General features: G+C 71.2%; 25 protein-coding genes. 18 read left to right on the top strand and 7 right to left on the bottom strand.

Annotation, left to right across the window (positions count from 1 at the left end; translation table 11 throughout):
- Positions 1–152: 152 nt before the first annotated feature.
- A complete protein-coding gene (locus ACF07N_RS10280; protein WP_383334986.1) occupies positions 153–539 on the bottom strand; it encodes a hypothetical protein in 387 nt (128 codons plus the stop codon).
- A 255-nt stretch (positions 540–794) separates the two neighbouring features.
- On the opposite strand from ACF07N_RS10280, the gene map reads away from it, so the two are divergent.
- From map to truA, 8 genes are all read left to right on the top strand, one after another.
- Entirely contained in the window at positions 795–1,631 is an 837-nt protein-coding gene (gene map / locus ACF07N_RS10275; protein WP_392110572.1) for a type I methionyl aminopeptidase, read from the top strand.
- A gap of 211 nt (positions 1,632–1,842) precedes the next feature.
- On the top strand, positions 1,843–2,064 hold the full coding sequence (infA, locus tag ACF07N_RS10270) for a translation initiation factor IF-1 (RefSeq protein WP_003948620.1): 222 nt from the start codon (positions 1,843–1,845) through the stop codon (positions 2,062–2,064).
- Positions 2,065–2,130: 66 nt separating this feature from the next.
- A complete protein-coding gene (rpmJ, locus tag ACF07N_RS10265) occupies positions 2,131–2,244 on the top strand; it encodes a 50S ribosomal protein L36 (protein WP_003998809.1) in 114 nt (37 codons plus the stop codon).
- A gap of 186 nt (positions 2,245–2,430) precedes the next feature.
- A complete protein-coding gene (gene rpsM / locus ACF07N_RS10260) occupies positions 2,431–2,811 on the top strand; it encodes a 30S ribosomal protein S13 (protein WP_010036675.1) in 381 nt (126 codons plus the stop codon).
- Positions 2,812–2,875: 64 nt separating this feature from the next.
- Entirely contained in the window at positions 2,876–3,280 is a 405-nt protein-coding gene (gene rpsK / locus ACF07N_RS10255; protein ID WP_003956432.1) for a 30S ribosomal protein S11, read from the top strand.
- Between the two features lie 155 nt (positions 3,281–3,435).
- Complete coding sequence (locus tag ACF07N_RS10250) at positions 3,436–4,458, top strand: DNA-directed RNA polymerase subunit alpha (protein ID WP_003966937.1); 1,023 nt, start codon at positions 3,436–3,438, stop codon at positions 4,456–4,458.
- Between the two features lie 167 nt (positions 4,459–4,625).
- Positions 4,626–5,111, top strand: a complete 486-nt coding sequence (gene rplQ / locus ACF07N_RS10245; protein ID WP_311680321.1) for a 50S ribosomal protein L17 — start codon at positions 4,626–4,628, stop codon at positions 5,109–5,111.
- Between the two features lie 145 nt (positions 5,112–5,256).
- Positions 5,257–6,114, top strand: a complete 858-nt coding sequence (gene truA, locus ACF07N_RS10240) for a tRNA pseudouridine(38-40) synthase TruA (protein ID WP_392110567.1) — start codon at positions 5,257–5,259, stop codon at positions 6,112–6,114.
- 7 nt (positions 6,115–6,121) lie between these two features.
- Here the strand turns inward: truA and ACF07N_RS10235 are convergent, their stop codons facing one another.
- Positions 6,122–6,991, bottom strand: a complete 870-nt coding sequence (locus ACF07N_RS10235) for a hypothetical protein (RefSeq protein WP_383336938.1) — start codon at positions 6,989–6,991, stop codon at positions 6,122–6,124.
- A 74-nt stretch (positions 6,992–7,065) separates the two neighbouring features.
- Here ACF07N_RS10235 and ACF07N_RS10230 point away from each other — a divergent pair, with 74 nt between their 5' ends.
- The 5 genes from ACF07N_RS10230 to ACF07N_RS10210 all read left to right on the top strand — a co-directional run bounded on the left by ACF07N_RS10230 (position 7,066) and on the right by ACF07N_RS10210 (position 11,509).
- Positions 7,066–7,377 (top strand): hypothetical protein, encoded by a 312-nt coding sequence (locus ACF07N_RS10230; RefSeq protein WP_392110564.1) that lies wholly within the window; start codon positions 7,066–7,068, stop codon positions 7,375–7,377.
- Between the two features lie 214 nt (positions 7,378–7,591).
- Positions 7,592–8,035 (top strand): 50S ribosomal protein L13, encoded by a 444-nt coding sequence (gene rplM, locus ACF07N_RS10225; RefSeq protein ID WP_019754543.1) that lies wholly within the window; start codon positions 7,592–7,594, stop codon positions 8,033–8,035.
- A gap of 42 nt (positions 8,036–8,077) precedes the next feature.
- Complete coding sequence (gene rpsI, locus ACF07N_RS10220; protein WP_019526966.1) at positions 8,078–8,590, top strand: 30S ribosomal protein S9; 513 nt, start codon at positions 8,078–8,080, stop codon at positions 8,588–8,590.
- Positions 8,591–8,756: 166 nt separating this feature from the next.
- Positions 8,757–10,115, top strand: coding sequence for a phosphoglucosamine mutase (gene glmM, locus ACF07N_RS10215; protein WP_392110560.1), 1,359 nt, complete (start codon positions 8,757–8,759; stop codon positions 10,113–10,115).
- Between the two features lie 368 nt (positions 10,116–10,483).
- Positions 10,484–11,509 (top strand): hypothetical protein, encoded by a 1,026-nt coding sequence (locus ACF07N_RS10210; RefSeq protein ID WP_392110557.1) that lies wholly within the window; start codon positions 10,484–10,486, stop codon positions 11,507–11,509.
- A 103-nt stretch (positions 11,510–11,612) separates the two neighbouring features.
- On the opposite strand, the gene ACF07N_RS10205 is transcribed toward ACF07N_RS10210, so the two are convergent.
- Positions 11,613–12,548: a DUF389 domain-containing protein gene (locus ACF07N_RS10205; RefSeq protein WP_392110554.1), complete on the bottom strand. Its 936-nt coding sequence runs from the start codon at positions 12,546–12,548 to the stop codon at positions 11,613–11,615.
- Positions 12,549–12,564: 16 nt separating this feature from the next.
- Positions 12,565–13,533, bottom strand: coding sequence for a type I pantothenate kinase (gene coaA, locus ACF07N_RS10200; RefSeq protein WP_392111124.1), 969 nt, complete (start codon positions 13,531–13,533; stop codon positions 12,565–12,567).
- A gap of 232 nt (positions 13,534–13,765) precedes the next feature.
- On the opposite strand from coaA, the gene glmS reads away from it, so the two are divergent.
- Entirely contained in the window at positions 13,766–15,613 is a 1,848-nt protein-coding gene (gene glmS / locus ACF07N_RS10195) for a glutamine--fructose-6-phosphate transaminase (isomerizing) (RefSeq protein WP_392110551.1), read from the top strand.
- 58 nt (positions 15,614–15,671) lie between these two features.
- Here glmS and ACF07N_RS10190 read toward each other — a convergent pair whose 3' ends face one another.
- Positions 15,672–16,019, bottom strand: coding sequence for a hypothetical protein (locus ACF07N_RS10190; RefSeq protein WP_383335003.1), 348 nt, complete (start codon positions 16,017–16,019; stop codon positions 15,672–15,674).
- Between the two features lie 198 nt (positions 16,020–16,217).
- Here ACF07N_RS10190 and ACF07N_RS10185 point away from each other — a divergent pair, with 198 nt between their 5' ends.
- Complete coding sequence (locus ACF07N_RS10185) at positions 16,218–16,589, top strand: holo-ACP synthase (RefSeq protein ID WP_383335005.1); 372 nt, start codon at positions 16,218–16,220, stop codon at positions 16,587–16,589.
- Positions 16,590–16,603: 14 nt separating this feature from the next.
- Here the strand turns inward: ACF07N_RS10185 and ACF07N_RS10180 are convergent, their stop codons facing one another.
- Positions 16,604–16,876 (bottom strand): hypothetical protein, encoded by a 273-nt coding sequence (locus ACF07N_RS10180; protein WP_392110547.1) that lies wholly within the window; start codon positions 16,874–16,876, stop codon positions 16,604–16,606.
- Positions 16,877–16,968: 92 nt separating this feature from the next.
- On the opposite strand from ACF07N_RS10180, the gene ACF07N_RS10175 reads away from it, so the two are divergent.
- Positions 16,969–17,958, top strand: coding sequence for a BtrH N-terminal domain-containing protein (locus ACF07N_RS10175; RefSeq protein ID WP_392110544.1), 990 nt, complete (start codon positions 16,969–16,971; stop codon positions 17,956–17,958).
- Positions 17,959–18,002: 44 nt separating this feature from the next.
- Here the strand turns inward: ACF07N_RS10175 and ACF07N_RS10170 are convergent, their stop codons facing one another.
- Positions 18,003–19,163 (bottom strand): hypothetical protein, encoded by a 1,161-nt coding sequence (locus tag ACF07N_RS10170; protein WP_392110541.1) that lies wholly within the window; start codon positions 19,161–19,163, stop codon positions 18,003–18,005.
- 160 nt (positions 19,164–19,323) lie between these two features.
- Here ACF07N_RS10170 and ACF07N_RS10165 point away from each other — a divergent pair, with 160 nt between their 5' ends.
- Both ACF07N_RS10165 and alr read left to right on the top strand, forming a co-directional pair.
- Complete coding sequence (locus ACF07N_RS10165; protein WP_392110538.1) at positions 19,324–20,886, top strand: NAD(P)H-hydrate dehydratase; 1,563 nt, start codon at positions 19,324–19,326, stop codon at positions 20,884–20,886.
- 335 nt (positions 20,887–21,221) lie between these two features.
- Positions 21,222–22,391 (top strand): alanine racemase, encoded by a 1,170-nt coding sequence (gene alr / locus ACF07N_RS10160; protein ID WP_383336958.1) that lies wholly within the window; start codon positions 21,222–21,224, stop codon positions 22,389–22,391.
- The last annotated feature ends 46 nt before the right edge of the window (positions 22,392–22,437 follow it).

Genomic DNA, 22,437 nt, shown 5'->3' with positions numbered 1-22,437 from the left:
GGGCCCGCGGCCCCCCCCCCCCCGCGCGCTCGGGGGGGCCCCCCCGGGCCCGCCCCCCCCCCCCCCCCCCGGGGGGGCCCCCCCCCCCCCCCCCCCCCCCCCCCCCGGCCGGAGCTTCTGAGCGGATGTGCGGTGTGCCGTGCCGAACCGGCTTACTCGTCGAAGTACCAGTTCGAGCGGACGCAGGAGCCGCTGCCGTTCCAGCAGATGGCCAGACCGTGCGAGATGTTGCCGATCATGTCGTAGCCGTTGTCGGACCGGTCGCAGCCTTCGTCTCCGCCGTCCTCTTCCTTGATGACCCACACCAGGCCGGTGCCCGTGCTGTTGAGTCGCTCCAGGTACCCCGTGACGCCGTAGCCGTCGGCCAGCTTGTCGCAGACGGTGATGTCGTCACCGTCGTCGTTGAACGTCACCGTGCCGCGGTTGCCGTACCAGAGGGGTCCCTCGTCGGCGGCCATGGCGGGCGACGCTGCGGCGAAGCCGATGAGCGTGGCGGCGGCACCGGCCGCGGCAAGGCGGGACAGAGCTGTCTTGATCATTCGTACCCCCGTTTTCGGGACCGGGCAGCCGGTCCGGAATGTATGAAGTTGAGTGCTGCCGCCAGAGATCGTCGGGCGGCAACTGCGAGGCTAGAGGGGCTCGTTGGGTCCGTCAACGACTTTTGTCACTGAGGGTGCAGGTGTGACCAACACCCCGGTGACCGTCCCAGGTGGCCGTCCCCCCGGCCGCGGCTCGCGCGGCCGCGTATCGTGGAGGGGATCAACGTAAACCCGCGGCAGAAGGCGGCAGCCCAGATGGTGCAGATCAAGACCCCCGAGCAGATCGCCAAGATGCGTGAGGCAGGGTTGGTCGTCGCCGCCATCCACGCGGCGACCCGTGAGGCCGCCGTGCCCGGGGCCACGACGAAGGATCTGGACCAGGTCGCGCGCAAGGTCCTCGCCGAGCACAACGCCAAGCCGAACTTCCTCGGCTACGGCGGCTTCCCCGCGACGATCTGCACCTCGGTGAACGAGGTCGTCGTCCACGGCATCCCCTCCGACGACGTCGTCCTCAAGGACGGGGACGTCATCTCCATCGACTGCGGCGCGATGATCGACGGCTGGCACGGCGACGCGGCCTTCACGGCCTTCGTGGGCTCGGGTCACGCCCCGGAGCTGATCGAGCTCTCCCGGGTCACCGAGGAGTCGATGTGGGCCGGCATCGCGGCCATGAAGCAGGGCAACCGCCTGGTCGACATCTCCCGGGCGATCGAGACGTACATCCGCCGCCAGCCCAAGCCGGGCGGCGGCAAGTACGGGATCATCGAGGACTACGGCGGCCACGGCATCGGCACCGAGATGCACATGGACCCGCACCTGCTGAACTACGTCGACCGGCGGCGCGGCAAGGGCCCGAAGCTGGTGCCCGGGTTCTGTCTCGCGATCGAGCCGATGGTGTCGCTGGGGACGCCGAGGACGGAGGTCCTGGAGGACGACTGGACGGTCGTCACCACGGACGGTACGTGGTCGTCGCACTGGGAGCACTCGGTCGCGCTGACCGAGCAGGGTCCGCTGGTGCTGACGTCCCCCGACGGCGGCAAGGCCAAGCTCGCCGAGATGGGGATCGAGGCCGCGCCCGATCCGCTGGGCTGAGCCCTCTCCCGGACCGCGCCCCGGCGGGGGCCGGTCGCGCTGTTCCCCGCGCCCCGGACGGGGCGCGTAAAGATCTGGCCGGTGGGGCAGACTCTCTCGATTCGTGTTTCCGAGGGGCCTGACGTAGACTGACTCGTCGGCTCTTGTGTACCCGCATGCCTGCATGCACTCGCACAGAGTCGATCAAGGTAGTCGATTCGAAGGGCGAAGCGTGGCCAAGAAGCAAGGTGCCATCGAGATCGAGGGCACTGTCGTCGAGTCTCTTCCGAACGCCATGTTCAAGGTCGAGCTCCAGAACGGCCACCAGGTCCTGGCACACATCAGCGGAAAGATGCGGATGCACTACATCCGTATCCTCCCTGACGACCGGGTCGTGGTGGAGCTGTCTCCGTACGACCTGACGCGTGGCCGGATCGTCTACCGCTACAAGTAGATCTTGCCTGTGTCCCGGCGCCTCGTGCGTTCGGGCTGCCGGCACTGACCCGGAGAACCTCACCCCATGAAGGTCAAGCCGAGCGTCAAGAAGATCTGCGACAAGTGCAGGGTGATCCGCCGTCACGGCCGGGTCATGGTCATCTGCGAGAACCCGCGCCACAAGCAGCGCCAGGGCTGACGCACGACCGATCCCTCTGCATCCATCGCAGAGATTCGCGCGACGCAAGCTGAATAGTTCATACGCAGAACCCAGGCGGGCACGCCTGACACCCCCGGTCGGAGGCCGGGGACCCAGTTCGTACCTGGTACGGCGGCTGGGAGTCGGTTCTGCGGAAGACCTCCGTCAAGTAACTGGAGCCATTGAATGGCACGCGTTTCCGGTGTTGACATCCCGCGCGACAAGCGCGTGGAGATCGCCCTCACCTACGTGTTCGGCATCGGCCGGACCCTCTCGCAGCAGACGCTGGCCGCCACCGGCGTCGACCCGAACACCCGCGTTCGCGACCTCTCCGAGGAGCAGCTCGTCGCGATCCGCGAGTACGTCGACAACAACATCAAGACCGAGGGTGACCTCCGTCGTGAGATCCAGGCCGACATCCGCCGCAAGGTGGAGATCGGTACCTACCAGGGTCTGCGTCACCGTCGTGGCCTGCCCGTCCGCGGTCAGCGCACCAGCACCAACGCGCGTACCCGCAAGGGCCCGCGTCGCGCCATCGCCGGCAAGAAGAAGCCGGGCAAGAAGTAGTCCACAGCGGACGCCTGTCCACGGTCTTCGCTGTAGGACCGACCACCTCCCGTAGGAGTTATAGATGCCCCCCAAGGGTCGTCAGGGCGCTGCCAAGAAGGTGCGCCGCAAGGAAAAGAAGAACGTCGCTCACGGCCACGCGCACATCAAGAGCACGTTCAACAACACGATCGTCTCGATCACGGACCCGTCCGGCAACGTGATCTCCTGGGCCTCCGCCGGCCACGTCGGCTTCAAGGGTTCCCGGAAGTCCACGCCGTTCGCCGCGCAGATGGCCGCCGAGTCGGCTGCCCGCCGCGCCCAGGAGCACGGCATGCGCAAGGTCGACGTGTTCGTGAAGGGCCCGGGTTCCGGTCGTGAGACCGCGATCCGCTCCCTGCAGGCCACGGGCCTCGAGGTCGGCTCCATCCAGGACGTCACCCCGACCCCGCACAACGGCTGCCGTCCGCCGAAGCGCCGCCGCGTCTGACGCGACGCCTTCGGGTTCACGGTTTCCGGGCGGTACGGCTCCGTAAAAGGGCCGTATCGCCCGTACCCTTGCAGTACCCGCCTCTTCTTTGCCGGGGGCGGTTCACGTCGGGCGTCAAATAGCGGGCGTCCACGACTGAAGGATCTGATCCACACATGCTGATCGCTCAGCGTCCCTCGTTGACCGAAGAGGTCGTCGACGAATTCCGCTCCCGGTTCGTGATCGAGCCGCTGGAGCCGGGCTTCGGCTACACCCTCGGCAACTCCCTGCGCCGGACCCTCCTGTCCTCGATCCCGGGTGCGGCGGTCACGTCCATCCGCATCGACGGCGTGCTGCACGAGTTCACCACCGTGCCGGGCGTCAAGGAGGACGTCACCGACCTGATCCTCAACATCAAGCAGCTGGTCGTCTCCTCGGAGCACGACGAGCCGGTCGTGATGTACCTGCGCAAGCAGGGCCCGGGTCTGGTCACCGCCGCCGACATCGCGCCCCCGGCCGGTGTCGAGGTGCACAACCCCGACCTCGTCCTCGCCACGCTCAACGGCAAGGGCAAGCTGGAGATGGAGCTGACGGTCGAGCGCGGCCGCGGTTACGTCTCCGCCGTGCAGAACAAGCAGGTCGGCCAGGAGATCGGCCGCATCCCGGTCGACTCGATCTACTCGCCGGTGCTCAAGGTCACGTACAAGGTCGAGGCCACGCGTGTCGAGCAGCGGACCGACTTCGACAAGCTGATCGTCGACGTCGAGACCAAGCAGGCGATGCGCCCGCGCGACGCCATGGCCTCCGCGGGCAAGACCCTGGTCGAGCTGTTCGGTCTCGCCCGCGAGCTGAACATCGACGCCGAGGGCATCGACATGGGTCCGTCCCCGACGGACGCCGCCCTCGCCGCCGACCTGGCGCTGCCGATCGAGGAGCTGGAGCTCACCGTTCGGTCGTACAACTGCCTCAAGCGTGAGGGCATCCACTCCGTGGGTGAGCTCGTCGCGCGGTCCGAGGCGGACCTGCTCGACATCCGCAACTTCGGTGCGAAGTCGATCGACGAGGTCAAGGCGAAGCTGGCCGGCATGGGCCTGGCCCTGAAGGACAGCCCGCCCGGATTCGACCCGACCGCCGCCGCCGACGCCTTCGGCGCGGACGACGACGCGGACGCCGGGTTCGTCGAGACCGAGCAGTACTGAGAGCTCGGGCCTTCCGGTCCGTACCCGGGTGCGGGTGCGCTGTGCTCGATCGCGCAGTTCCCCGCGCCCCTTCCGGGGCGCCCCCCGGATCTCCGACAGGCGACCGCCTGCTCGGATACTGACCCCGGTACCTGATACGGCCGGGGCAGACACCTAGGAGAAACACCATGCCGAAGCCCACCAAGGGTGCCCGTCTGGGCGGCAGCGCCGCGCACGAGAAGCTGATGCTCGCGAACCTCGCGAAGTCGCTGTTCGAGCACGGTCGGATCACCACCACCGAGGCGAAGGCGCGCAAGCTGCGCCCCTACGCCGAGCGTCTGGTCACCAAGGCGAAGAAGGGCGACCTTCACAACCGCCGTCAGGTGCTCCAGGTCATCACGGACAAGAGCATCGTCCACACGCTCTTCACCGAGATCGGCCCGCGCTACGAGAACCGTCCGGGTGGCTACACCCGCATCACCAAGATCGGTAACCGCCGTGGCGACAACGCGCCCATGGCCGTCATCGAGCTGGTGGAGGCGCTGACGGTGGCGCAGGAGGCGACCGGCGAGGCCGAGGCCGCGACCAAGCGCGCCGCGAAGGACGCCGAGGCTGCCGAGGCCCAGGTCGACACGACCAAGGCCGAGGACACCGAGGAGTCCAAGGACGCGTAAGCGTCTGCCGGGGGCTGACGGCCGGCGGCTCGCGGTTCGCCGTGGTTGTGCGCGCAGTTCCCCGCGCCCCTGAAGGGCGTCATCGGCGGGTCCGTTCCCTTTCGAGGGGGCGGGCCCGTCTTTGTGTGGGTGAGAGGATCCAGGGGTGAGTGAGGAAGCAGCACCGGGCCACGTCCGGGTACGGCTCGACCTGTCGTACGACGGGACCGAGTTCTCCGGGTGGGCCAAGCAGGCCGGGGGGCGGCGGACCGTGCAGGGGGAGATCGAGGACGCCCTGCGGACCGTGACGCGGTCCGGGGACACCGTGTACGAGCTGACGGTGGCCGGGCGGACCGACGCCGGGGTGCACGCCCGGGGGCAGGTCGCCCACGTCGACCTGCCGGAGGACGTCTGGCGTGAGCACCACCAGAAGCTGCTCAAGCGGCTCGCCGGGCGGCTGCCCCGGGACGTACGGGTCTGGGCCCTCAGGGAGGCGCCCAGCGGGTTCGACGCCCGTTTCTCGGCGGTGTGGCGGCGGTACGCCTACCGGGTCACCGACAACCCCGGCGGCGTCGACCCGCTGCTGCGCAACCACGTGCTGTGGCACGACTGGCCGCTCGACGTCGACGCCATGAACGAGGCCGCCCGCGGGCTGCTGGGCGAGCACGACTTCGCCGCTTACTGCAAGAAGCGGGAAGGGGCCACCACCATCCGCACGCTGCAGGAGCTGAGCCTGGTGCGCGGCGACGACGGCATCATCACGGCGACCGTGCGGGCCGACGCCTTCTGCCACAACATGGTGCGCTCGCTCATCGGGGCGCTGCTGTTCGTGGGCGACGGGCACCGGCCGCCGGACTGGCCCGCGAAGGTGCTGGCGGCCGGGGTGCGCGACTCGGCCGTGCACGTCGTCCGGCCGCACGGGCTGACGCTGGAGGAAGTCGGCTATCCGGCCGACGAGTTGCTCGCCGCGCGCAGCAGGGAGGCGCGGAACAAGCGGTCGCTGCCGTCGGCCGGGTGCTGCTGAGCGCCGGTCACTCGTTCGCCGCGGCCGAGGCCTGGGCCTCGCCGCGGCGGCGGATCTGGTTGAACGTGAACTGCTGGAGGTCGCCGCTGGTGCGGAACACCTCGGTGTCCTTGGTGGTGACGTCCTTGCCGCTGGTGAAGCCCGCGTTGGCGAAGTAGGCGTAGCGGCCGTAGGAGTTGCTCGTGGTGTTGCAGACGGCGGACTCGCAGAAGCCCTTCACGCCGCCGCCGGAGAGCGACTTCACGAAGCTCTTCCTGTCGGTCTGGCTCTTGGCCTTGAGCGCCTGGGCCTCGGTGTCGAAGACCGCCACGCCCATGGTGACCGCGATGCCGTCCTTGACGTACGTCACACGTATCAGACGCGTGCAGTCGTTGGCGGTGAGGACCTTGCGCAGGGTGCCGCCGGCGGCCGAGGCGCAGCTCCTCGTGTCGGCGGTCGGGCCCTTCTTGTAGACCGTGTCGCCCATCGTCAGCTGGGTGCCCGGGAAGAGCGTCTCCGGGCTGAGCGGGGCCTTGTCCTTCCGCGCGCTGGAGACGAAGTCCTTCGGGTCCAGCGGGGGAGGAGCGCTGGTCGGCGCGAACGACGGGGCCGAGGCCGTGCCGCTGGGGAGGTCAGCCGAGGGCAGCGAGGCCGGGCTGTTCGTCCGGCCGTCGCCGTTGGCCGAGACCACGGCCACCGCCACGGCGGTGCCGATCGCGACCGTGGCGAGCGCGCCGCCGCCCACGAGCAGCAGCCGGCGTCGCTTGTTGCGGGCCTCGGAGGCCTCAGCGAGCGCCGCCCAGTCCGGGGACTGGCCGCTCCCGCTGTTCCAGGGCTGCTGCGACTGCGGTTTCCAGGGATCCCACTGGGACTGAGGTCCCCCCTGCCCATAGCTCATGGGGCGCATCTTAGACGGGACATGGGGCGTGCTGGTCCGCCCCGGCGGGGTCCGCAGCCCCTAGCGTTCCTCCCATGCGCACGGGCAAAGGCGGCATCTTCGGGTGGTTGGGACGACTGCTGCCGGCCGTGGTGCTGCTGGCCTGCCTGTCGGTGGGGCCGGCCGCGGCACTCGGGGTCTGGCCGTCCGTCGTGGTGGGGGCGGTGCGGGCCTGCCGCCGGGCGCGCGGCGGCGTCTCCCCGGCGCGCTGGTGCGCCGGGGTGGTGACCGAGGTGGCGCTCTCGGCGGTGTTCCCGTACGCCCGGCCGGTGCGGCGGCGGACGCTGCGCAGGGCGGTGACTCTGTGTGCCGCGCTGTGCGCGCAGCGGAGCGCCCAGGGCCGGTGATCCCGCGTTTTGACCCTTGTCGAACACCCCGGTATTCTGCTTGTTCGTTGTGTATTGGCTTGCTCATTCTCACGGGACGGGCCCTTACACCGGTCCACCGGGCCGATGACCAGCGACCAGCACGCGGTTTGCGTCACCGCAGTGCGGTCAAGGCTGTCGTGATCGTTTCGGTGACCTGTTCAGGACCATTCACTCGAAGCGAAGGCTACGAACCGTGCGTACGTACAGCCCCAAGCCCGGCGATGTGACGCGCCAGTGGCACGTCATTGACGCTCAGGACGTCGTCCTGGGCCGTCTCGCCTCCACCGCAGCGACCCTTCTCCGGGGCAAGCACAAGCCGATCTACGCGCCGCACGTCGACGCTGGTGACTTCGTCATCATCATCAACGCCGACAAGGTGCACCTCTCCGGCAACAAGCGCACCCAGAAGATGGCGTACCGCCACTCCGGCTACCCGGGTGGTCTGCGCTCCGTCCGTTACGACGAGCTGCTCGACAAGAACCCCGAGAAGGCCATCGAGAAGGCCGTCAAGGGCATGCTCCCCAAGAACACTCTGGGCCGTCAGATGCTCTCGAAGCTGAAGGTCTACAAGGGTGACCAGCACCCGCACGGCGCGCAGCAGCCGCAGCCGTACGAGATCACCCAGGTCGCGCAGTAAGTCCGGCCACCCCCTAAGACTGAAGAGAATCTGAGGAGAATCGTGGCCGAGACCACTGCCGAGCAGCCGCTCGAAGAGCTTGACATCGACAGCTACACCACCGAGTCCGAGGTCCCCGTCGAGGGTGAGTACACCTCGGAGTCCATGGCGTCCCGCTTCGGCGAGCCCCAGCCGGCCGCCGGCCTGGGCCGTCGCAAGAACGCCATCGCCCGCGTCCGGATCGTCCCGGGCACCGGCAAGTGGAAGATCAACGGTCGCACCCTCGAGGACTACTTCCCGAACAAGGTGCACCAGCAGGAAGTCAACGAGCCCTTCAAGGTTCTGGAGCTCGAGGGCCGTTACGACGTCATCGCCCGCATCGCCGGTGGCGGTGTCTCCGGTCAGGCCGGTGCGCTCCGTCTCGGTGTCGCCCGCGCGCTGAACGAGGCCGACGTCGACAACAACCGCGGCCCGCTGAAGAAGGCCGGCTTCCTCCGCCGCGACGACCGTGCGGTCGAGCGCAAGAAGGCCGGTCTGAAGAAGGCCCGCAAGGCGCCGCAGTACAGCAAGCGCTAATCGCGTCGCCCGTCCTTGCGACTGGCTTCGCAACGATCGCCCCGGCGGCACGGACTGTGCTGCCGGGGCGGTTCGTTTACACCACCCCTCCCGCCCCCGGACAGTCTCAGGGGCGGGCACGCGGGGAGTGAGCCGCACTCTCTTCAGTAATTCGGAGGACACCACAGTGGGACGACTCTTCGGCACGGACGGCGTGCGCGGTGTCGCCAACGCGGATCTCACGGCGGAGATGGCCCTGGGCCTCTCCGTGGCCGCGGCGCACGTACTGGCCGAGGCGGGAACCTTCGAGGGGCACCGGCCGACCGCGGTCGTCGGTCGTGACCCCCGGGCCTCCGGGGAGTTCCTGGAAGCCGCCGTGGTCGCGGGTCTCGCCAGCGCCGGCGTGGACGTCCTGCGGGTCGGTGTGCTGCCGACGCCCGCGGTGGCGTTCCTGACCGGGTCGCTCGGCGCGGACCTCGGTGTGATGCTCTCCGCGAGCCACAACGCCATGCCCGACAACGGCATCAAGTTCTTCGCGCGCGGCGGCCACAAGCTCGCCGACGAGCTGGAGGACCGGATCGAGTCCGTCTACGAGGAGCACCGCACCGGCGCCCCGTGGGACCGGCCGACCGGCGCCGGCGTGGGCCGCGTGCGGGACTACGACGAGGGCTTCGACCGGTACGTCGAGCATCTGCTGGGTGTCCTGCCGAACCGGCTCGACGGGCTGAAGGTCGTCCTGGACGAGGCGCACGGCGCCGCCGCCCGGGTCTCGCCCGAGGCGTTCCAGCGGGCCGGTGCCGAGGTCGTCACGATCGGCGCCGAGCCGGACGGGCTCAACATCAACGACGGGTGCGGTTCGACGCACCTGGACAAGCTCAAGGCCGCCGTCGTCGAGCACGGGGCCGACCTGGGCATCGCGCACGACGGCGACGCCGACCGGTGCCTCGCCGTGGACCACACGGGCGAGGAGGTGGACGGCGACCAGATCCTCGCCGTGCTCGCCCTGGCCATGCGGGAGCAGTCCACGCTGCGGTCCGAGACGGTCGTGGCCACCGTGATGTCGAACCTCGGGTTCAAGATCGCCATGGAGCGCGAGGGCATCCGGCTCGTCCAGACGGCGGTCGGGGACCGGTACGTGCTGGAGGAGATGAAGGAGCACGGGTTCGCGCTCGGCGGCGAGCAGTCCGGGCACGTGATCATCCTCGACCACGCGACCACGGGTGACGGCACCCTGACCGGGCTGCTGCTGGCGGCGCGGGTCGCGCAGAGCGGTCGTCCGCTGCGGGAGCTGGCGTCCGTGATGGAGCGGCTGCCGCAGGTGCTGGTCAATGTGCCCGACGTGGACAGGTCCCGGGTGAAGACCTCCGCGGAGCTGGCGGCGGCGGTGACGGACGCGGAGCGGGAGCTCGGGGAGACCGGGCGGGTGCTGCTGCGGCCTTCGGGGACCGAGCCGCTGGTGCGGGTCATGGTCGAGGCGGCGGACATCGAGCAGGCTCGGTCGGTGGCGGGGCGGCTGGCCGATGTGGTGAAGACGGCGCTGGGGTAGTCGGGTCTCCGGGTGCGGGGTGGGGGATCGTGGCGTGCGGGCCGCGGGTTGTCCGTGGCCTTGCGCGCAGTTCCCCGCGCCCCTGAGGGTTGTCCCGTTGAAGATCCTGCATTCGCCTCGGGCGTAGCGGCCCGGATTGGTGCGCCAATGTGCCGTGACCAGCAGAACTGTGTCGGCGGTCCGGACGGAACGGACGCGTCGAGGTCGTCCCTGTTCAGGTGGTACATGGCGGCGATCGTGGACCTGCTCGCGGGCCATCTGCCGACGACGGATCGACGGCAGCGCTCTCCCGGGCGGCGCCCGTGCCGGAGTTCTTCGTGGGGCGGCCACGAGGGTCGTTGTCAGAGGCGATTGGCAAGATCGCGGCCATGAATGTCAACCCTGTCACTCCGCCACGGCCGATCGACGTTGCCGCGGTCTTTCCTCAACTGGCTCCGCTGGCCCGCACGGCGACCCGTCTGCACCCCCGCCCTGGGGCGCCGACGTGGCACGACAGCTCGATCGGCGGGCCGCTGCTGTGGCCCGCCGGGGAGCCGTGGCCGCATTGCGAGGAACCGCATGTGGTGGATGGCATCAACCCAGCCCTGTCCCCGGCGGATCTGCGGCTGGAACGAAGGATCTTCGCCGCCTCGCACGGCCGGGACCTGACTTCGGAAGAACGGGAGACTCTCGAGCGGATCCGGCCCCCTCGGACGTATCCGGTGAGGCTGGCGGTCCAGTCGTACGACGGCCCCATAGCGATGCTGCCCGTCGCGCAACTGTACGCACGGGATGTGCCCGATCTGAGCCCGCCGGAGGGCAAGGACCTGCTGCAGGTTCTGTGGTGCCCTTTCGATCATCCGATCATGCCCAGGACCCTGCTCTTCTGGCGTTCGGCGGCCGCCGTCACCGACATTCTCGACACGCCCCCCGAGCCGCCCGCAGTGCAGTTCGACGGCTATCTGCCGGATCCGTGCGTGCTCGAACCGGAGCAGATCACCGAGTACCCAGACCATCTGGAGCTGAGCGAAGAACTGCGGGAGCAGCTCAAGCGATGGAGTGTGCCGCAGGCGGCAGAGGAAGACATGGACCCGGTCACGTACTACGACTGTGTGTTGTCCAACGCACCCGGCTGGAAGGTCGGCGGCTGGCCCGCTTGGAACTCCACCGACCCCAGCCCTCTGCCCTGCTCCGAGTGCGGCACCGGCATGGAGGTCCTGATGACCGTCGCCACGTTCGAGGAAGGGGACGACGCCGGGAACAGCTGGTCTCCGCACCCCCACCCAGGTGCTGGACCGTACCCCGGCCACCGCGGCTACAACGCGACCGGGGTCCAGATAGGCAGCGGTTACCGGCAGCACCTGTTCGTCTGCCCGGCGGAGCCCGAGCATCCGCATATCGAGTTGATGACGTAGCCCGTCCGCAGTGTGGAGCCGGGGCGTCACGGCGCGGGCATGCCGTGACGCTGGATGGCCGCGAGGCTCAGGGTGCCTACCCGCGGTCTTTGCGGGACAGCCCCTAGGCGCGCTGCCGTTGCCGCTGGCGTCGCCAGAGCCACTTCTGGGTCAGCAGGGTGAGGGTGCCGGCCAGGATGATGCCCAGCAGGTTGAGCAGGAGCTGTTCCGTCGAACCCAAGGTCTGCTTCATGTCGCCGTAGCTGAGGGCCACCGCCGCGTTGGCGGCGGCCGGGACCGTGGTCACCGAGATCGCGACGCCGACCAGGGCGCCGGACTTGGCGGAGGTCAGCGAGAGCGTGCCCGCGGCGCCGGCGAGGACCGCCACGACGAAGGAGAACCAGTCGGGGGCGTAGACGAAACCGGTGTTGGGGCGGTCGCTCTCCAGCTTCTCCTCGCTGAACAGGTCCACCGCGTCCATGAAGTGGCTGAAGCCGACCGTCACCACCATCGCCACGGCGAAACCCACCAGCAGGGCGGTCAGCGAGCGCAGCGCCAGGCGGGGCGCGCGCTGCACCACCGCCGTGCAGATGCCCGCGAGCGGGCCGAACTCCGGGCCCACCGCCATCGCGCCCACGATCAGGATGGCGTTGTCCAGCACCACGCCGCAGGCCGCGATCATGGTGGCCAGGGTGAGAAACGCCAGGTAGGTGACCGACAGCGTCGACTCCTCGTGCGTGGCGTCGGTCAGGTGCTCCCACAGCACCGCGTCCGCGCCCTCGCCCGGCGCCTCGGCCTCCGCCTCGTCGGCCCGCTTCGACATCGACAGGTCGATGTTCTCCACGGAGATCGAGCCGCACTCCTCCAGTTCCAGTTCCCGCAGGCGGTCGAGGAGTTCGTCACCCGCCTCCCGGGCCACGTCGCACATCACGACGTCGCCGGCGGGGTCACGGGCCGCGCCCGGCAGCACGACGAGGTGCGTGGTGCCGACCGTCCCCTCGATCAGACGGACCACGTCACCGGTCTTCTCGGACGGCGTGATCAGGCGCAGATGCAGCATGGCGGCAGCGTAACGGTCACAGCTTGCGCAGGCTCAGGCGCTGCACCTTGTGGTCCGGGCCCTTGCGCAGGACGAGGGTGGCGCGGCCGCGGGTGGGGGCGATGTTCTCGACGAGGTTCGGCCGGTTGATCGTGCGCCACATGGTGCGCGCGTAGTCGAGGGCCTCCTCCTCGGAGACCTGGGTGTACTTGCGGAAGTACGAGGACGGGTTCTGGAAGGCGGTCTCGCGCAGCTTGCGGAAGCGGTTGAGGTACCAGTGCTCGATGTCCTCGACGCGGGCGTCGACGTAGACGCTGAAGTCGAAGTAGTCGGCGAGGCCGACCCGGGTGCGGCCGTCCTTGCCGGGCAGGGCGGGCTGCAGCACGTTCAGGCCCTCGACGATCAGGATGTCCGGGCGGCGGACCGTCAGGCGCTGGTCGGGGACGATGTCGTAGATGAGGTGGGAGTAGACCGGGGCCGTGACCTCGTCCTTGCCGGCCTTGATGTCGGCGACGAAACGGGTCAGGGCGCGGCGGTCGTAGGACTCGGGGAAGCCCTTGCGGGACATCAGGCCGCGGGCCTGCAGTTCCCGGGTGGGCAGCAGGAAGCCGTCGGTGGTGACCAGCTCGACGCGCGGGTGCTCGGGCCAGCGGGAGAGCAGGGCCTGCAGCAGGCGGGCGACCGTCGACTTGCCGACGGCGACCGAGCCGGCGACCCCTATGACGAACGGGGTGCCGGACTGGGAGCCCTGCTCGCCGAGGAACGTGTTGAGCGCCCCTCTCAGGCCGTCCGTGGCGCCGACGTAGAGGTTGAGGAGCCGGGACAGCGGGAGGTAGATGTCCCGTACCTCGTCCAGGTCGATCACGTCGCCGAGACCGCGCAGCTTCTCGACCTCCTCGGCCGTCAGGGGCAGCGGCGTCTTGTCACGCAGCGCGCTCCATTCGGCTCGGGTGAGGTCGACGTAGGGAGTCGCCTCCGGGCGGGGCCGGTGGGCGCTCCGGGGCATCGAGGAGACCGGGGAGATCACAGTCCATTGTTACGGGCGTACGAACGGACGGTGAGGTGGGATCCGTCACGCGGGTGCTTCACGCCGCACAGCGGGGGAGGAATCAGGCCAACGGGAGGAACGGCTGTGGCGTGCGTCACGGGGGCCGAGCCGTTCGTACCCCGGCGGGAATTTCCGATTTCGGGCACGCAACGGCCCGTTCGGCGCGGAGATCGACCCTAAGCTGCCGCCCATGTGTGGAATCGTGGGATACGTGGGGCCGCAGTCGGCGCTCGAGGTCGTGACGGCCGGGCTGAAGCGGCTGGAGTACCGGGGCTACGACTCGGCGGGCGTCGCCGTCCTGGCCGACGGCGGGCTCGCGACGGCCAAGAAGGCCGGCAAGCTCCTCAACCTGGAGAAGGAACTGGACGGCAGGCCGCTGCCGACGGGCACGACGGGCATCGGCCACACCCGGTGGGCCACCCACGGCGGACCGACCGACGCCAACGCCCACCCGCACATCGACAACGCGGGCCGGGTCGCGGTCGTCCACAACGGCATCATCGAGAACTTCGCGGCGCTGCGGGCCGAGCTCCAGGAGCGCGGCCACGCGCTGTCCTCCGAGACGGACACCGAGGTCGTGGCGCATCTGCTCGCCGAGGAGTTCTCCTCCTGCGCGGACCTCGCCGAGGCGATGCGGCTGGTGTGCCGGCGGCTGGAGGGCGCGTTCACGCTGGTCGCGGTGCACGCCGACGAGCCCGACGTGGTGGTCGGCGCCCGGCGGAACTCGCCCCTGGTGGTGGGGGTCGGCGAGGGCGAGGCCTTCCTCGCCTCGGACGTCGCCGCGTTCATCACCCACACGCGCAACGCGATCGAGCTGGGGCAGGACCAGGTGGTGGAGCTGCGCCGGGACGGCGTCGTGGTGACGGGCTTCGACGGCCGTCCGGCCGACGTGCGCTCCTACCACGTGGACTGGGACGCCTCGGCCGCCGAGAAGGGCGGCTACGACTACTTCATGCTCAAGGAGATCGCCGAGCAGCCCAAGGCGGTCGCCGACACCCTGCTGGGCCGGATCGACGGCTCCGGATCGCTGACCCTGGACGAGGTGCGGATCCCGCCGCGGGTGCTGCGCGAGATCGACAAGGTCGTCATCGTGGCGTGCGGCACGGCCTTCCACGCCGGGATGATCGCCAAGTACGCCATCGAGCACTGGACGCGCGTCCCGTGCGAGGTGGAGCTGGCCAGCGAGTTCCGCTACCGGGACCCGATCCTGGACGCGCAGACGCTGGTGATCGCCATCTCGCAGTCCGGCGAGACCATGGACACGCTGATGGCCCTGCGGCACGCCCGCGAGCAGGGCTCCAAGGTGCTGGCGATCTGCAACACCAACGGCTCGACGATCCCCCGCGAGTCCGACGCGGTGCTGTACACGCACGCCGGTCCGGAGGTCGCCGTGGCCTCCACGAAGGCGTTCCTGACGCAGCTCGTCGCCTGCTACCTGGTCGCCCTGTACCTCGGCCAGGTCCGGGGCACCAAGTGGGGCGACGAGATCCGGGCGGTGATCCGGGACCTGTCGTCGATCTCCGGTGCGGTGGAGCGGGTGCTGGGGACGATGGAGCCGGTGCGGGAGCTGGCGCGCACGCTGGCCTCGAAGGACACGGTGCTGTTCCTGGGCCGGCACGTCGGCTACCCGGTGGCCCTGGAAGGCGCCCTCAAGCTGAAGGAACTCGCCTACATGCACGCCGAGGGGTTCGCGGCGGGCGAGCTGAAGCACGGGCCGATCGCGCTGATCGAGGAGGACCTGCCGGTCGTCGTGGTGGTGCCGTCGCCGCGCGGGCGGTCGGTGCTGCACGACAAGATCGTGTCGAACATCCAGGAGATCAGGGCGCGCGGTGCCCGGACGATCGTCATCGCCGAGGAGGGCGACGAGGCGGTCGCGCCCTACGCGGACCATCTGATCCGGATCCCGGTCACGCCGACCCTGCTGCAGCCGCTGGTGGCCACGGTGCCGTTGCAGGTGTTCGCGTGTGAGCTGGCGACGGCGCGCGGCAACGAGGTGGACCAGCCGAGGAACCTGGCCAAGTCGGTGACCGTGGAGTGAGCGGACGGGGCGGACGGCCGCTGCCGTCCGCCCCTCCTTCAGCCGGCCGCGCCGGTGATCACCAGTTGATGCAGGTCTTCGGGACCCAGCCGTTGACCTTGTCGCCGCCGTAGTACCACAGGTTGCTCTTCTTGCCGCAGGCCTTGTACGAGCCGCCCTTGTAGGCCTTGCCGTCGTTGCAGATGGCGCCGCGCTTGCCCTTGCCCCAGATGCCGAGGGCCGTGGCGGAGGTCTTCGGCGCGGTGCGGACCTTGACGGTCTCCTTGGCCTTGACGTTCACGATCGCCTTGCTGCAGTCCTTCGGCGGGGCCGCGGCGGCGGTGCCTGCGGTGGCCACGGTGCCGGTCAGGGCCGTGGCGAGGAGAGCTATCGAAGTGGCCGCGGTTCCCAGCGACTTGACCTTCATGGTGGTGCGTTTCCTCCCGTTGCGTGCGATGCCGTGTGCACATCGCGGTCATCGCGAACTGTACAAGTCGGAGGGGCAGTTCAAGATCGCGGGTCCGGGGACCGGCCGGCTCCGTCAGCTGCCGGTCCCCGTGGCGTTCGCGGCCGGTGAGGCCGTCCCTTCCGTGCCCGGCGCGCTGGTCGCCGTAGGGTGCTGCGCATGAGCATCATCGGGGTCGGGATCGACGTCGCCGAGATCGATCGGTTCGCGGCGTCACTGGAGCGTACGCCCGCGATGGCCGAACGGCTTTTCGTGGAGCGGGAGTTGTTCTTGCCCAGCGGGGAGCGGCGGGGAGTCGCCTCCCTGGCGGCCCGGTTCGCCGCCAAGGAGGCACTGGCCAAGGCGCTCGGCGCCCCGGGCGGGCTGCTGTGGACGGACGCCGAGGTGTACGTCGAGGACAGCGGGCAGCCCCGGCTGCGGGTCACCGGGACGGTCGCCGCGCGGGCCGCCGAACTCGGCGTACGGACCTGGCACGTGTCGCTGAGTCATGACGCCGGGGTGGCCTCGGCCGTCGTCGTCGCCGAGGCGTGACGCGGGCCGGCGGCTCAGAACATCGCCCACAGGAGGATGAGGGTGCCGAGGAAGCCCGCCGCGCCCAGCACGGTGCCGGTCGCCGCCGTCCACATCCGGCCCGTTCCCTTGCGGGCGTAGTGCATGCCCATCGCGCCGAAGGTGACGGCCAGCGCCCCGGCCGGCACCGACCAGGGGATCAGGAACACCCAGGTACCGACGGCGGAGAGGGTGCCGAGGACGAGGGCCGTGGGGCCGAGGGCGGTGGCGGGTGAGTCGCTCGCCGTGGTCGTGGTGGTTCCGGCCATGTCTGGCCTCCCCTTGAGGACGATACTCGGACCGAACTTTTGAACAGGTTCAAATCACAGGTCGATCGTAGCGTATCGGCAGGAGGCGCGGCATGGTCACGGTGCAAGGTGTCGACACCCGCGGCGGGCGGCACTGCGAGACGACGGCGGTGGGAGTGCTGCTGCGGCACCAGGGCATCGATCTGTCCGAGCCGATGCTCTTCGGCCTCGGCTCCGGGCTGTCCTTCGTCTACTGGGACAGCAGGCAGCTGGACTTCCCGTTCCTCGGAGGACGGGTCAAGCCGTTCGAACTCACCCGGAACCTGGCCGCCCACCTGGGGCTGGACCTCGACGTCCGGGAGACCGCGTCCGCCCGCAGGGGATGGGAGAACGTGACGGCGGCCGTCGACGCCGGGCGGCCCGTCGGACTCCAGCTCGACAGCTACCACCTGGACTACTTCACCACCGAAGTGCACTTCGGCGGCCACGTCGTCGCCCTGTACGGCTACGACGAGCACCGGGCCCTCCTCGTGGACACCGAACAGCAGGGCGGCGCGGTGACCACCGGCCTGGACGGGCTCGCCCGGGCCCGGGCCGCGCGCGGGCCGATGACGGCCCGGCACCGGTCCTTCACCCTCACCGCCCCGGGGCAGCCGCCGGACCCGCGGGCCGGGATCGTCCCCGCCGTCACCGCCTGTGCGGACGCCTTCCTCGACCCGCCCATCGCCAACCTGGGCCACCGGGGCATCGAGAAGGCCGGCAAGCTCGTCCCACGCTGGTTCGAACGCGCCGCCGACCCGCGGCGGGACCTGCCGCAGGCCGCCCTCCTGATGGAGCGGGCCGGCACCGGCGGCGCCCTGTTCCGCAACCTCTACCGCGACTTCCTCGCCGAGTGCGCCCAGTGGCTCGACAGCGAGCCGCTGCGCACCGGGCACGCCCTGTACACCGAGGCGGCCGCCCTGTGGACGGACGTCGCGGCGCTGATCGCACGGGCCGGCGAGACGGGGGACGGCCAGTGCCTCGCGCGGGCGGGCGCCGCGCTGTCCGACCTCGCGCGCATCGAACGCGAGGCGATGGAGGCGCTGGTCCGCCTGCGCGTGTGAAGCCCCCGCCGGGTGCGGGGCGGGGGCTTCCGGACGCGCCGGGGTCAGCAGATCGACTGGCTGGTGTTGACCCGCGTGATGTTGCGGAACGTCGTGTTCTCGCCGCACGGGCTTTCCCTGATGGCCGAGTTGGTGACCGTCAGGTTCTGGATGGTGATGTCCTTGTTGTTCGGGAACTCCGAGCGTGCGGCCAGGCGCAGTTCGCCGCCGCCGGTGATGGTGCCGCTCTGGGCGGCCAGGCTGACGTTGTAGCAGTTCTCGATCAGCACCGAGTTGTTGCCGGTGCCGGAGAGCGTCACCCGGTCGATGACCGCCCCGCCGCTCTCCGAGACGCAGAACACGCCGCGTCCGCCGCCGCGGGCGACGACCTCGCCGACCCGGATGTTGGTGGGGTAGCCGCTGCCGACGCGCCCGTTGCGGTTGGCCATGCGGAAGGCGGCGTAACCCGTGCCGGTGCCCGCGTTCTCCGCGTCCACCTTGCCGACGGTGGCGTTGACGGTCTGGTTGAGCAGCAGCCCGGACTCGCCGACGTCGCGGGCCGTCACCGTGCCGACGGTCAGGCCGTCCACGCCGTAGGTCTCGACGGCGTGGCTGGACGCGCCGGAGACGTAGACGTTGTCGATGCGGACGTTGCGGGTCCACTGGCTGGTGTCCCCGCGGTTGTCGATGCGCACGCCCAGCCCGGAGGACAGGCGCATGTCGATCTGGCCGAGCACGACGTTCTGCACGTTGCGCAGGAAGACGCCGTACAGCGGCGTGCCCGTGAGCCTGAGGTTCTGGACCTCGACGTCCCGCGTGCCGCGCGAGTACACCGGCGCCTGGTCGCCCGAACCGCTGCCGGTGACGTTGATCGTCCCGCAGACGTCGAGGACGGTGTAGCTCGGCAGCGAGATGCGGGAGCCCGCCGGCATCGAACCCGAGCCGCGGACCACGACCCGCTCCTTGACGGTACGGCCGGGGGTGAGGCTGCTGACGGCCGCCTGCACGGCGGCGCGCAGGTCGGTGCCGGTGTAGACGGTGCTGCCGCCGCGCCGGGCGGTCCATGTGCTGCCGCTCTGCACGGCCTCCGCCTGGAAGGAACCGTCCCCGCAGGCCAGGGCGCGCGTGGGGGCGGCGGTCGCGGAGGCGGGGGCGGTGAGGGTGCCGGCGGCGGTGAGGAGGGCGGTGGCGCCGGCGGCGGCCAGTAATGCGGCTCTGCGTCCCATGGGGGCCTCGGTTTCGTGTGGACGTGGGGGGTGTGCAAGCGCTTTCTGCGCGGCCGGGAGTCTGGCAAAGGCGCGCCGGAGCGTCAATGGACGCGACACGGGAAGGAGGTGCGCCGGTGCGGGGGAGTGGTGGGGCGGCCGTACGGGAAACTCGACCCTCATGCGGAATGCGTACAGCGTGGACACGGTCAGGACCGCCGAACGGGAGCTGATGGCGCGGCTGCCGGAGGGGGCGCTGATGCAACGCGCCGCCGCCGGACTCGCCGCGGCCTGCGCCGACCTGCTGGGGCGGGTGTACGGCAGGCGGGTGGTGCTGCTGATCGGCAGCGGCGACAACGGCGGTGACGCGCTGTACGCCGGTGCCCGGCTGGCCCGGCGCGGGGCCGGGGTCACGGCGGTGCTGCTCGCGCCGGAGCGGGCGCACGCGGCGGGGCTCGCGGCGCTGAAGCGGGCCGGGGGGTGGGCCGTGGGGGTCGGTGCGGCGGGCGGGGGCTGTGGCGGTGACGCGGACAGGGATGGTGCCGGGGGTGCCGGAACCGGCGGGGGCGAGGGCGCGGGGACCGGTGGAGCCGGGGTAGGTGGTGCCGGAACCGGTCGGTCCGCGGGCGGTGGTGTCGAGGAGATGATCGAGCGGGCCGATCTCGTCGTGGACGGCATCGTCGGCATCGGCGGAAAGGGCGGGCTGCGGCCCGAGGCGGTGCCGCTGGCCGCCGCTGCCGCGCGGTCGCGGGGAGCCGTCGTGGCCGTCGATCTGCCGAGCGGGGTGGACGTCGCCACCGGGGAGGTGCGGGGCGTCGCCGTCCGGGCCGATCTGACGGTGACGTTCGGGACGCACAAGCCGGGGCTGCTGATCGACCCGGCGCGGGAGTACGCCGGGTCGGTGCGGCTGATCGACATCGGGCTGGACCTGCCCGCCGAGCCGGAGCTGGAGGCGCTCCAGCACGCGGACGTGGCCCGGCTGCTGCCGGTGCCGCGGGCGGAGAGCGACAAGTACCGCCGGGGCGTCGTCGGCATCGCGGCCGGGTCGGCCCGGTACCCGGGGGCCGCCGTGCTCGCCGTCGCCGGGGCGCTGCGGGGCGGGGCCGGTGCCGTGCGGTACGTCGGGCCGGCCGGGGACGCGGTGCTCGCGCGGTTCCCCGAGACGCTGGTGTCGGACCGGGGGCCGAAGCACGCCGGGCGGGTGCAGGCCTGGGTCGTCGGGCCGGGGGCCGGGGACGACGCGGCGACCGTCGGGGAGGTGCTGGCGGCGGACGTGCCGGTGCTCGTCGACGCGGACGGGCTGCGGCTGGCGGACGTGGAGGCCGTGCGGGCGCGCCGGGCACCGACCCTGCTGACGCCGCACGCGGGAGAGGCGGCGGCGCTGCTCGGGGTGGAGCGCCGGGAGGTCGAGGAGGGGCGGCTGGCCGCGGTGCGGGAACTGGCGGGGCGGTACGGGGCGACCGTGCTGCTGAAGGGATCGACGACGCTGGTGGCCGACTCGGCGGGCGGGGCGGTGCGGGTCAACCCGACGGGGACGCCGTGGCTCGCCACGGCGGGCAGCGGGGACGTGCTGTCGGGACTGACCGGTTCACTGCTGGCGGCGGGGCTGTCCGCGGTGGACGCGGGGAGCGTCGGGGCGTACGTGCACGGGCTGGCCGGGCGGCTGGCGGCGGGCGGGGCGCCGGTGGGGGCGCATGATGTGGCCGCGGCGATTCCGGAGGCGTGGCGGAACGTGGTGGGGTGAGGGGCTGATGCCTTCGGCGTCCTGTGGCGGGCTTGCCGCTCCGGGCTCGTGCCGGGGCTTGGACGGCCCCTGCCTGTCCGCAGCGGCCGGGCCGGGGGCCTGGACGCGGGTCGGCCGGGCACGGGACCCAGACGGCGGGCTCTGCTGGGCCTGGAGGGCCCCTGCCCGTCCGCAGCGCCGGGCCGGGCGCCGGACGTGGGGCGGCCGGGCACGGGACCAGATGGCGCCAGGAGAACAGTCGGCCGGCGCGGTGCGGCACCCCGGCGCCCTGCGCCCGGTCGTTCGGCGGGGCCGGTGCCCCGGGCGGGTGGGGGCCCTCTGAGACACTGGGCGCGATGAGCGAGAGAACAGCCCCGCGGACCGCGCCCCTGCGGGCCCGCGCCGAGATCGACCTGGCCGCCCTGCGGGCCAACGTGCGGGCCCTGCGTGCCCATGCCCCGGGCGCGGCCGTGATGGCCGTGGTGAAGTCGGAGGCGTACGGCCACGGGGCTGTCCCGTGCGCCCGTGCCGCCGTCGCCGCGGGGGCGAGCTGGCTGGGCACGGCCACCCCCGAGGAGGCCCTCGCCCTGCGCGCCGCCGGACTGCCCGGCCGCATCATGTGCTGGCTGTGGACGCCCGGCGGACCCTGGCGCGAGGCGATCGAGGCCGACCTGGACGTCTCCGTCAGCGGCCTGTGGGCCCTGCGGGAGGTCACCGAGGCGGCCCGGGCGGCCGGCCGCCCCGCGCGGGTGCAGCTCAAGGCCGACACCGGCCTCGGACGCAACGGCTGCCAGCCCGGCGAGGACTGGGCCGCCCTGGTCGGCGAGGCCCGGCGCGCCGAGGCCGAGGGGCTGCTGCGCGTCACCGGCCTGTGGTCGCACTTCGCCTGCGCCGACGAGCCCGGGCACCCCTCCATCGCCGCCCAGCTCGGCCTGTTCCGCGAGATGGTCGCCCACGCCGAGGGACAGGGCGTACGGCCCGAGGTCCGGCACATCGCCAACTCGCCGGCCACGCTCACGCTCCCCGAGAGCCACTTCGACCTGGTCCGCACCGGCATCGCGACCTACGGCATCTCGCCCAGCCCCGAGCTGGGCACCCCGGCCGATTTCGGACTGCGCCCGGTGATGACGCTGTCCGCCTCGCTCGCCCTGGTCAAGCAGGTCCCGGGCGGCCACGGCGTCAGCTACGGCCACCGGTACGTGACGCCCGGCGAGACCACGCTCGGCCTGGTCCCGCTCGGCTACGCGGACGGCATCCCGCGGCACGCCTCCTCGGCCGGCCCGGTGCTGGTCGAGGGCAAGTGGCGGACGATCGCGGGCCGGGTCGCGATGGACCAGTTCGTCGTCGACCTGGGCGGCGACACACCGGCGGAGGGCACCGAGGCCGTCCTCTTCGGGCCCGGTGACCGTGGGGAACCCACCGCCGAGGACTGGGCGCAGGCGGCCGGAACCATCGCCTACGAGATCGTGACCCGGATCGGAACGCGCGTTCCCCGCGTCTATGTGAATGAGGAACAGGACGGGTAACCCGCACCGGTAGGACCGGTCACGCGAGGAACGAACGGCACCCTGG

The sequence above is a fragment of the Streptomyces sp. NPDC015242 genome (assembly GCF_043079125.1).
Taxonomy (GTDB): Bacteria; Actinomycetota; Actinomycetes; order Streptomycetales; family Streptomycetaceae; genus Streptomyces.
Note: the sequence above shows the minus strand (reverse complement) of the source record. Positions and strands in the feature narration are given on the sequence as shown.

Bases quoted from the DNA above. Each gene is read 5' to 3' on its own strand.
- coaA (WP_392111124.1), bottom strand. From the start codon at position 13,533: ATGCCCCGGAGCGCCCACCGGCCCCGCCCGGAGGCGACTCCCTACGTC.
- rpsM (WP_010036675.1), top strand. From the start codon at position 2,431: ATGGCACGCGTTTCCGGTGTTGACATCCCGCGCGACAAGCGCGTGGAG.
- ACF07N_RS10190 (WP_383335003.1), bottom strand. From the start codon at position 16,019: ATGAAGGTCAAGTCGCTGGGAACCGCGGCCACTTCGATAGCTCTCCTC.
- ACF07N_RS10170 (WP_392110541.1), bottom strand. From the start codon at position 19,163: ATGGGACGCAGAGCCGCATTACTGGCCGCCGCCGGCGCCACCGCCCTC.
- ACF07N_RS10165 (WP_392110538.1), top strand. From the start codon at position 19,324: ATGCGGAATGCGTACAGCGTGGACACGGTCAGGACCGCCGAACGGGAG.
- ACF07N_RS10210 (WP_392110557.1), top strand. From the start codon at position 10,484: ATGAATGTCAACCCTGTCACTCCGCCACGGCCGATCGACGTTGCCGCG.
- ACF07N_RS10175 (WP_392110544.1), top strand. From the start codon at position 16,969: ATGGTCACGGTGCAAGGTGTCGACACCCGCGGCGGGCGGCACTGCGAG.
- glmS (WP_392110551.1), top strand. From the start codon at position 13,766: ATGTGTGGAATCGTGGGATACGTGGGGCCGCAGTCGGCGCTCGAGGTC.
- ACF07N_RS10185 (WP_383335005.1), top strand. From the start codon at position 16,218: ATGAGCATCATCGGGGTCGGGATCGACGTCGCCGAGATCGATCGGTTC.
- ACF07N_RS10250 (WP_003966937.1), top strand. From the start codon at position 3,436: ATGCTGATCGCTCAGCGTCCCTCGTTGACCGAAGAGGTCGTCGACGAA.
- rplQ (WP_311680321.1), top strand. From the start codon at position 4,626: ATGCCGAAGCCCACCAAGGGTGCCCGTCTGGGCGGCAGCGCCGCGCAC.
- rpmJ (WP_003998809.1), top strand. From the start codon at position 2,131: ATGAAGGTCAAGCCGAGCGTCAAGAAGATCTGCGACAAGTGCAGGGTG.
- ACF07N_RS10280 (WP_383334986.1), bottom strand. From the start codon at position 539: ATGATCAAGACAGCTCTGTCCCGCCTTGCCGCGGCCGGTGCCGCCGCC.
- ACF07N_RS10180 (WP_392110547.1), bottom strand. From the start codon at position 16,876: ATGGCCGGAACCACCACGACCACGGCGAGCGACTCACCCGCCACCGCC.
- ACF07N_RS10205 (WP_392110554.1), bottom strand. From the start codon at position 12,548: ATGCTGCATCTGCGCCTGATCACGCCGTCCGAGAAGACCGGTGACGTG.
- ACF07N_RS10235 (WP_383336938.1), bottom strand. From the start codon at position 6,991: ATGAGCTATGGGCAGGGGGGACCTCAGTCCCAGTGGGATCCCTGGAAA.
- rpsK (WP_003956432.1), top strand. From the start codon at position 2,876: ATGCCCCCCAAGGGTCGTCAGGGCGCTGCCAAGAAGGTGCGCCGCAAG.
- alr (WP_383336958.1), top strand. From the start codon at position 21,222: ATGAGCGAGAGAACAGCCCCGCGGACCGCGCCCCTGCGGGCCCGCGCC.
- ACF07N_RS10230 (WP_392110564.1), top strand. From the start codon at position 7,066: ATGCGCACGGGCAAAGGCGGCATCTTCGGGTGGTTGGGACGACTGCTG.
- map (WP_392110572.1), top strand. From the start codon at position 795: ATGGTGCAGATCAAGACCCCCGAGCAGATCGCCAAGATGCGTGAGGCA.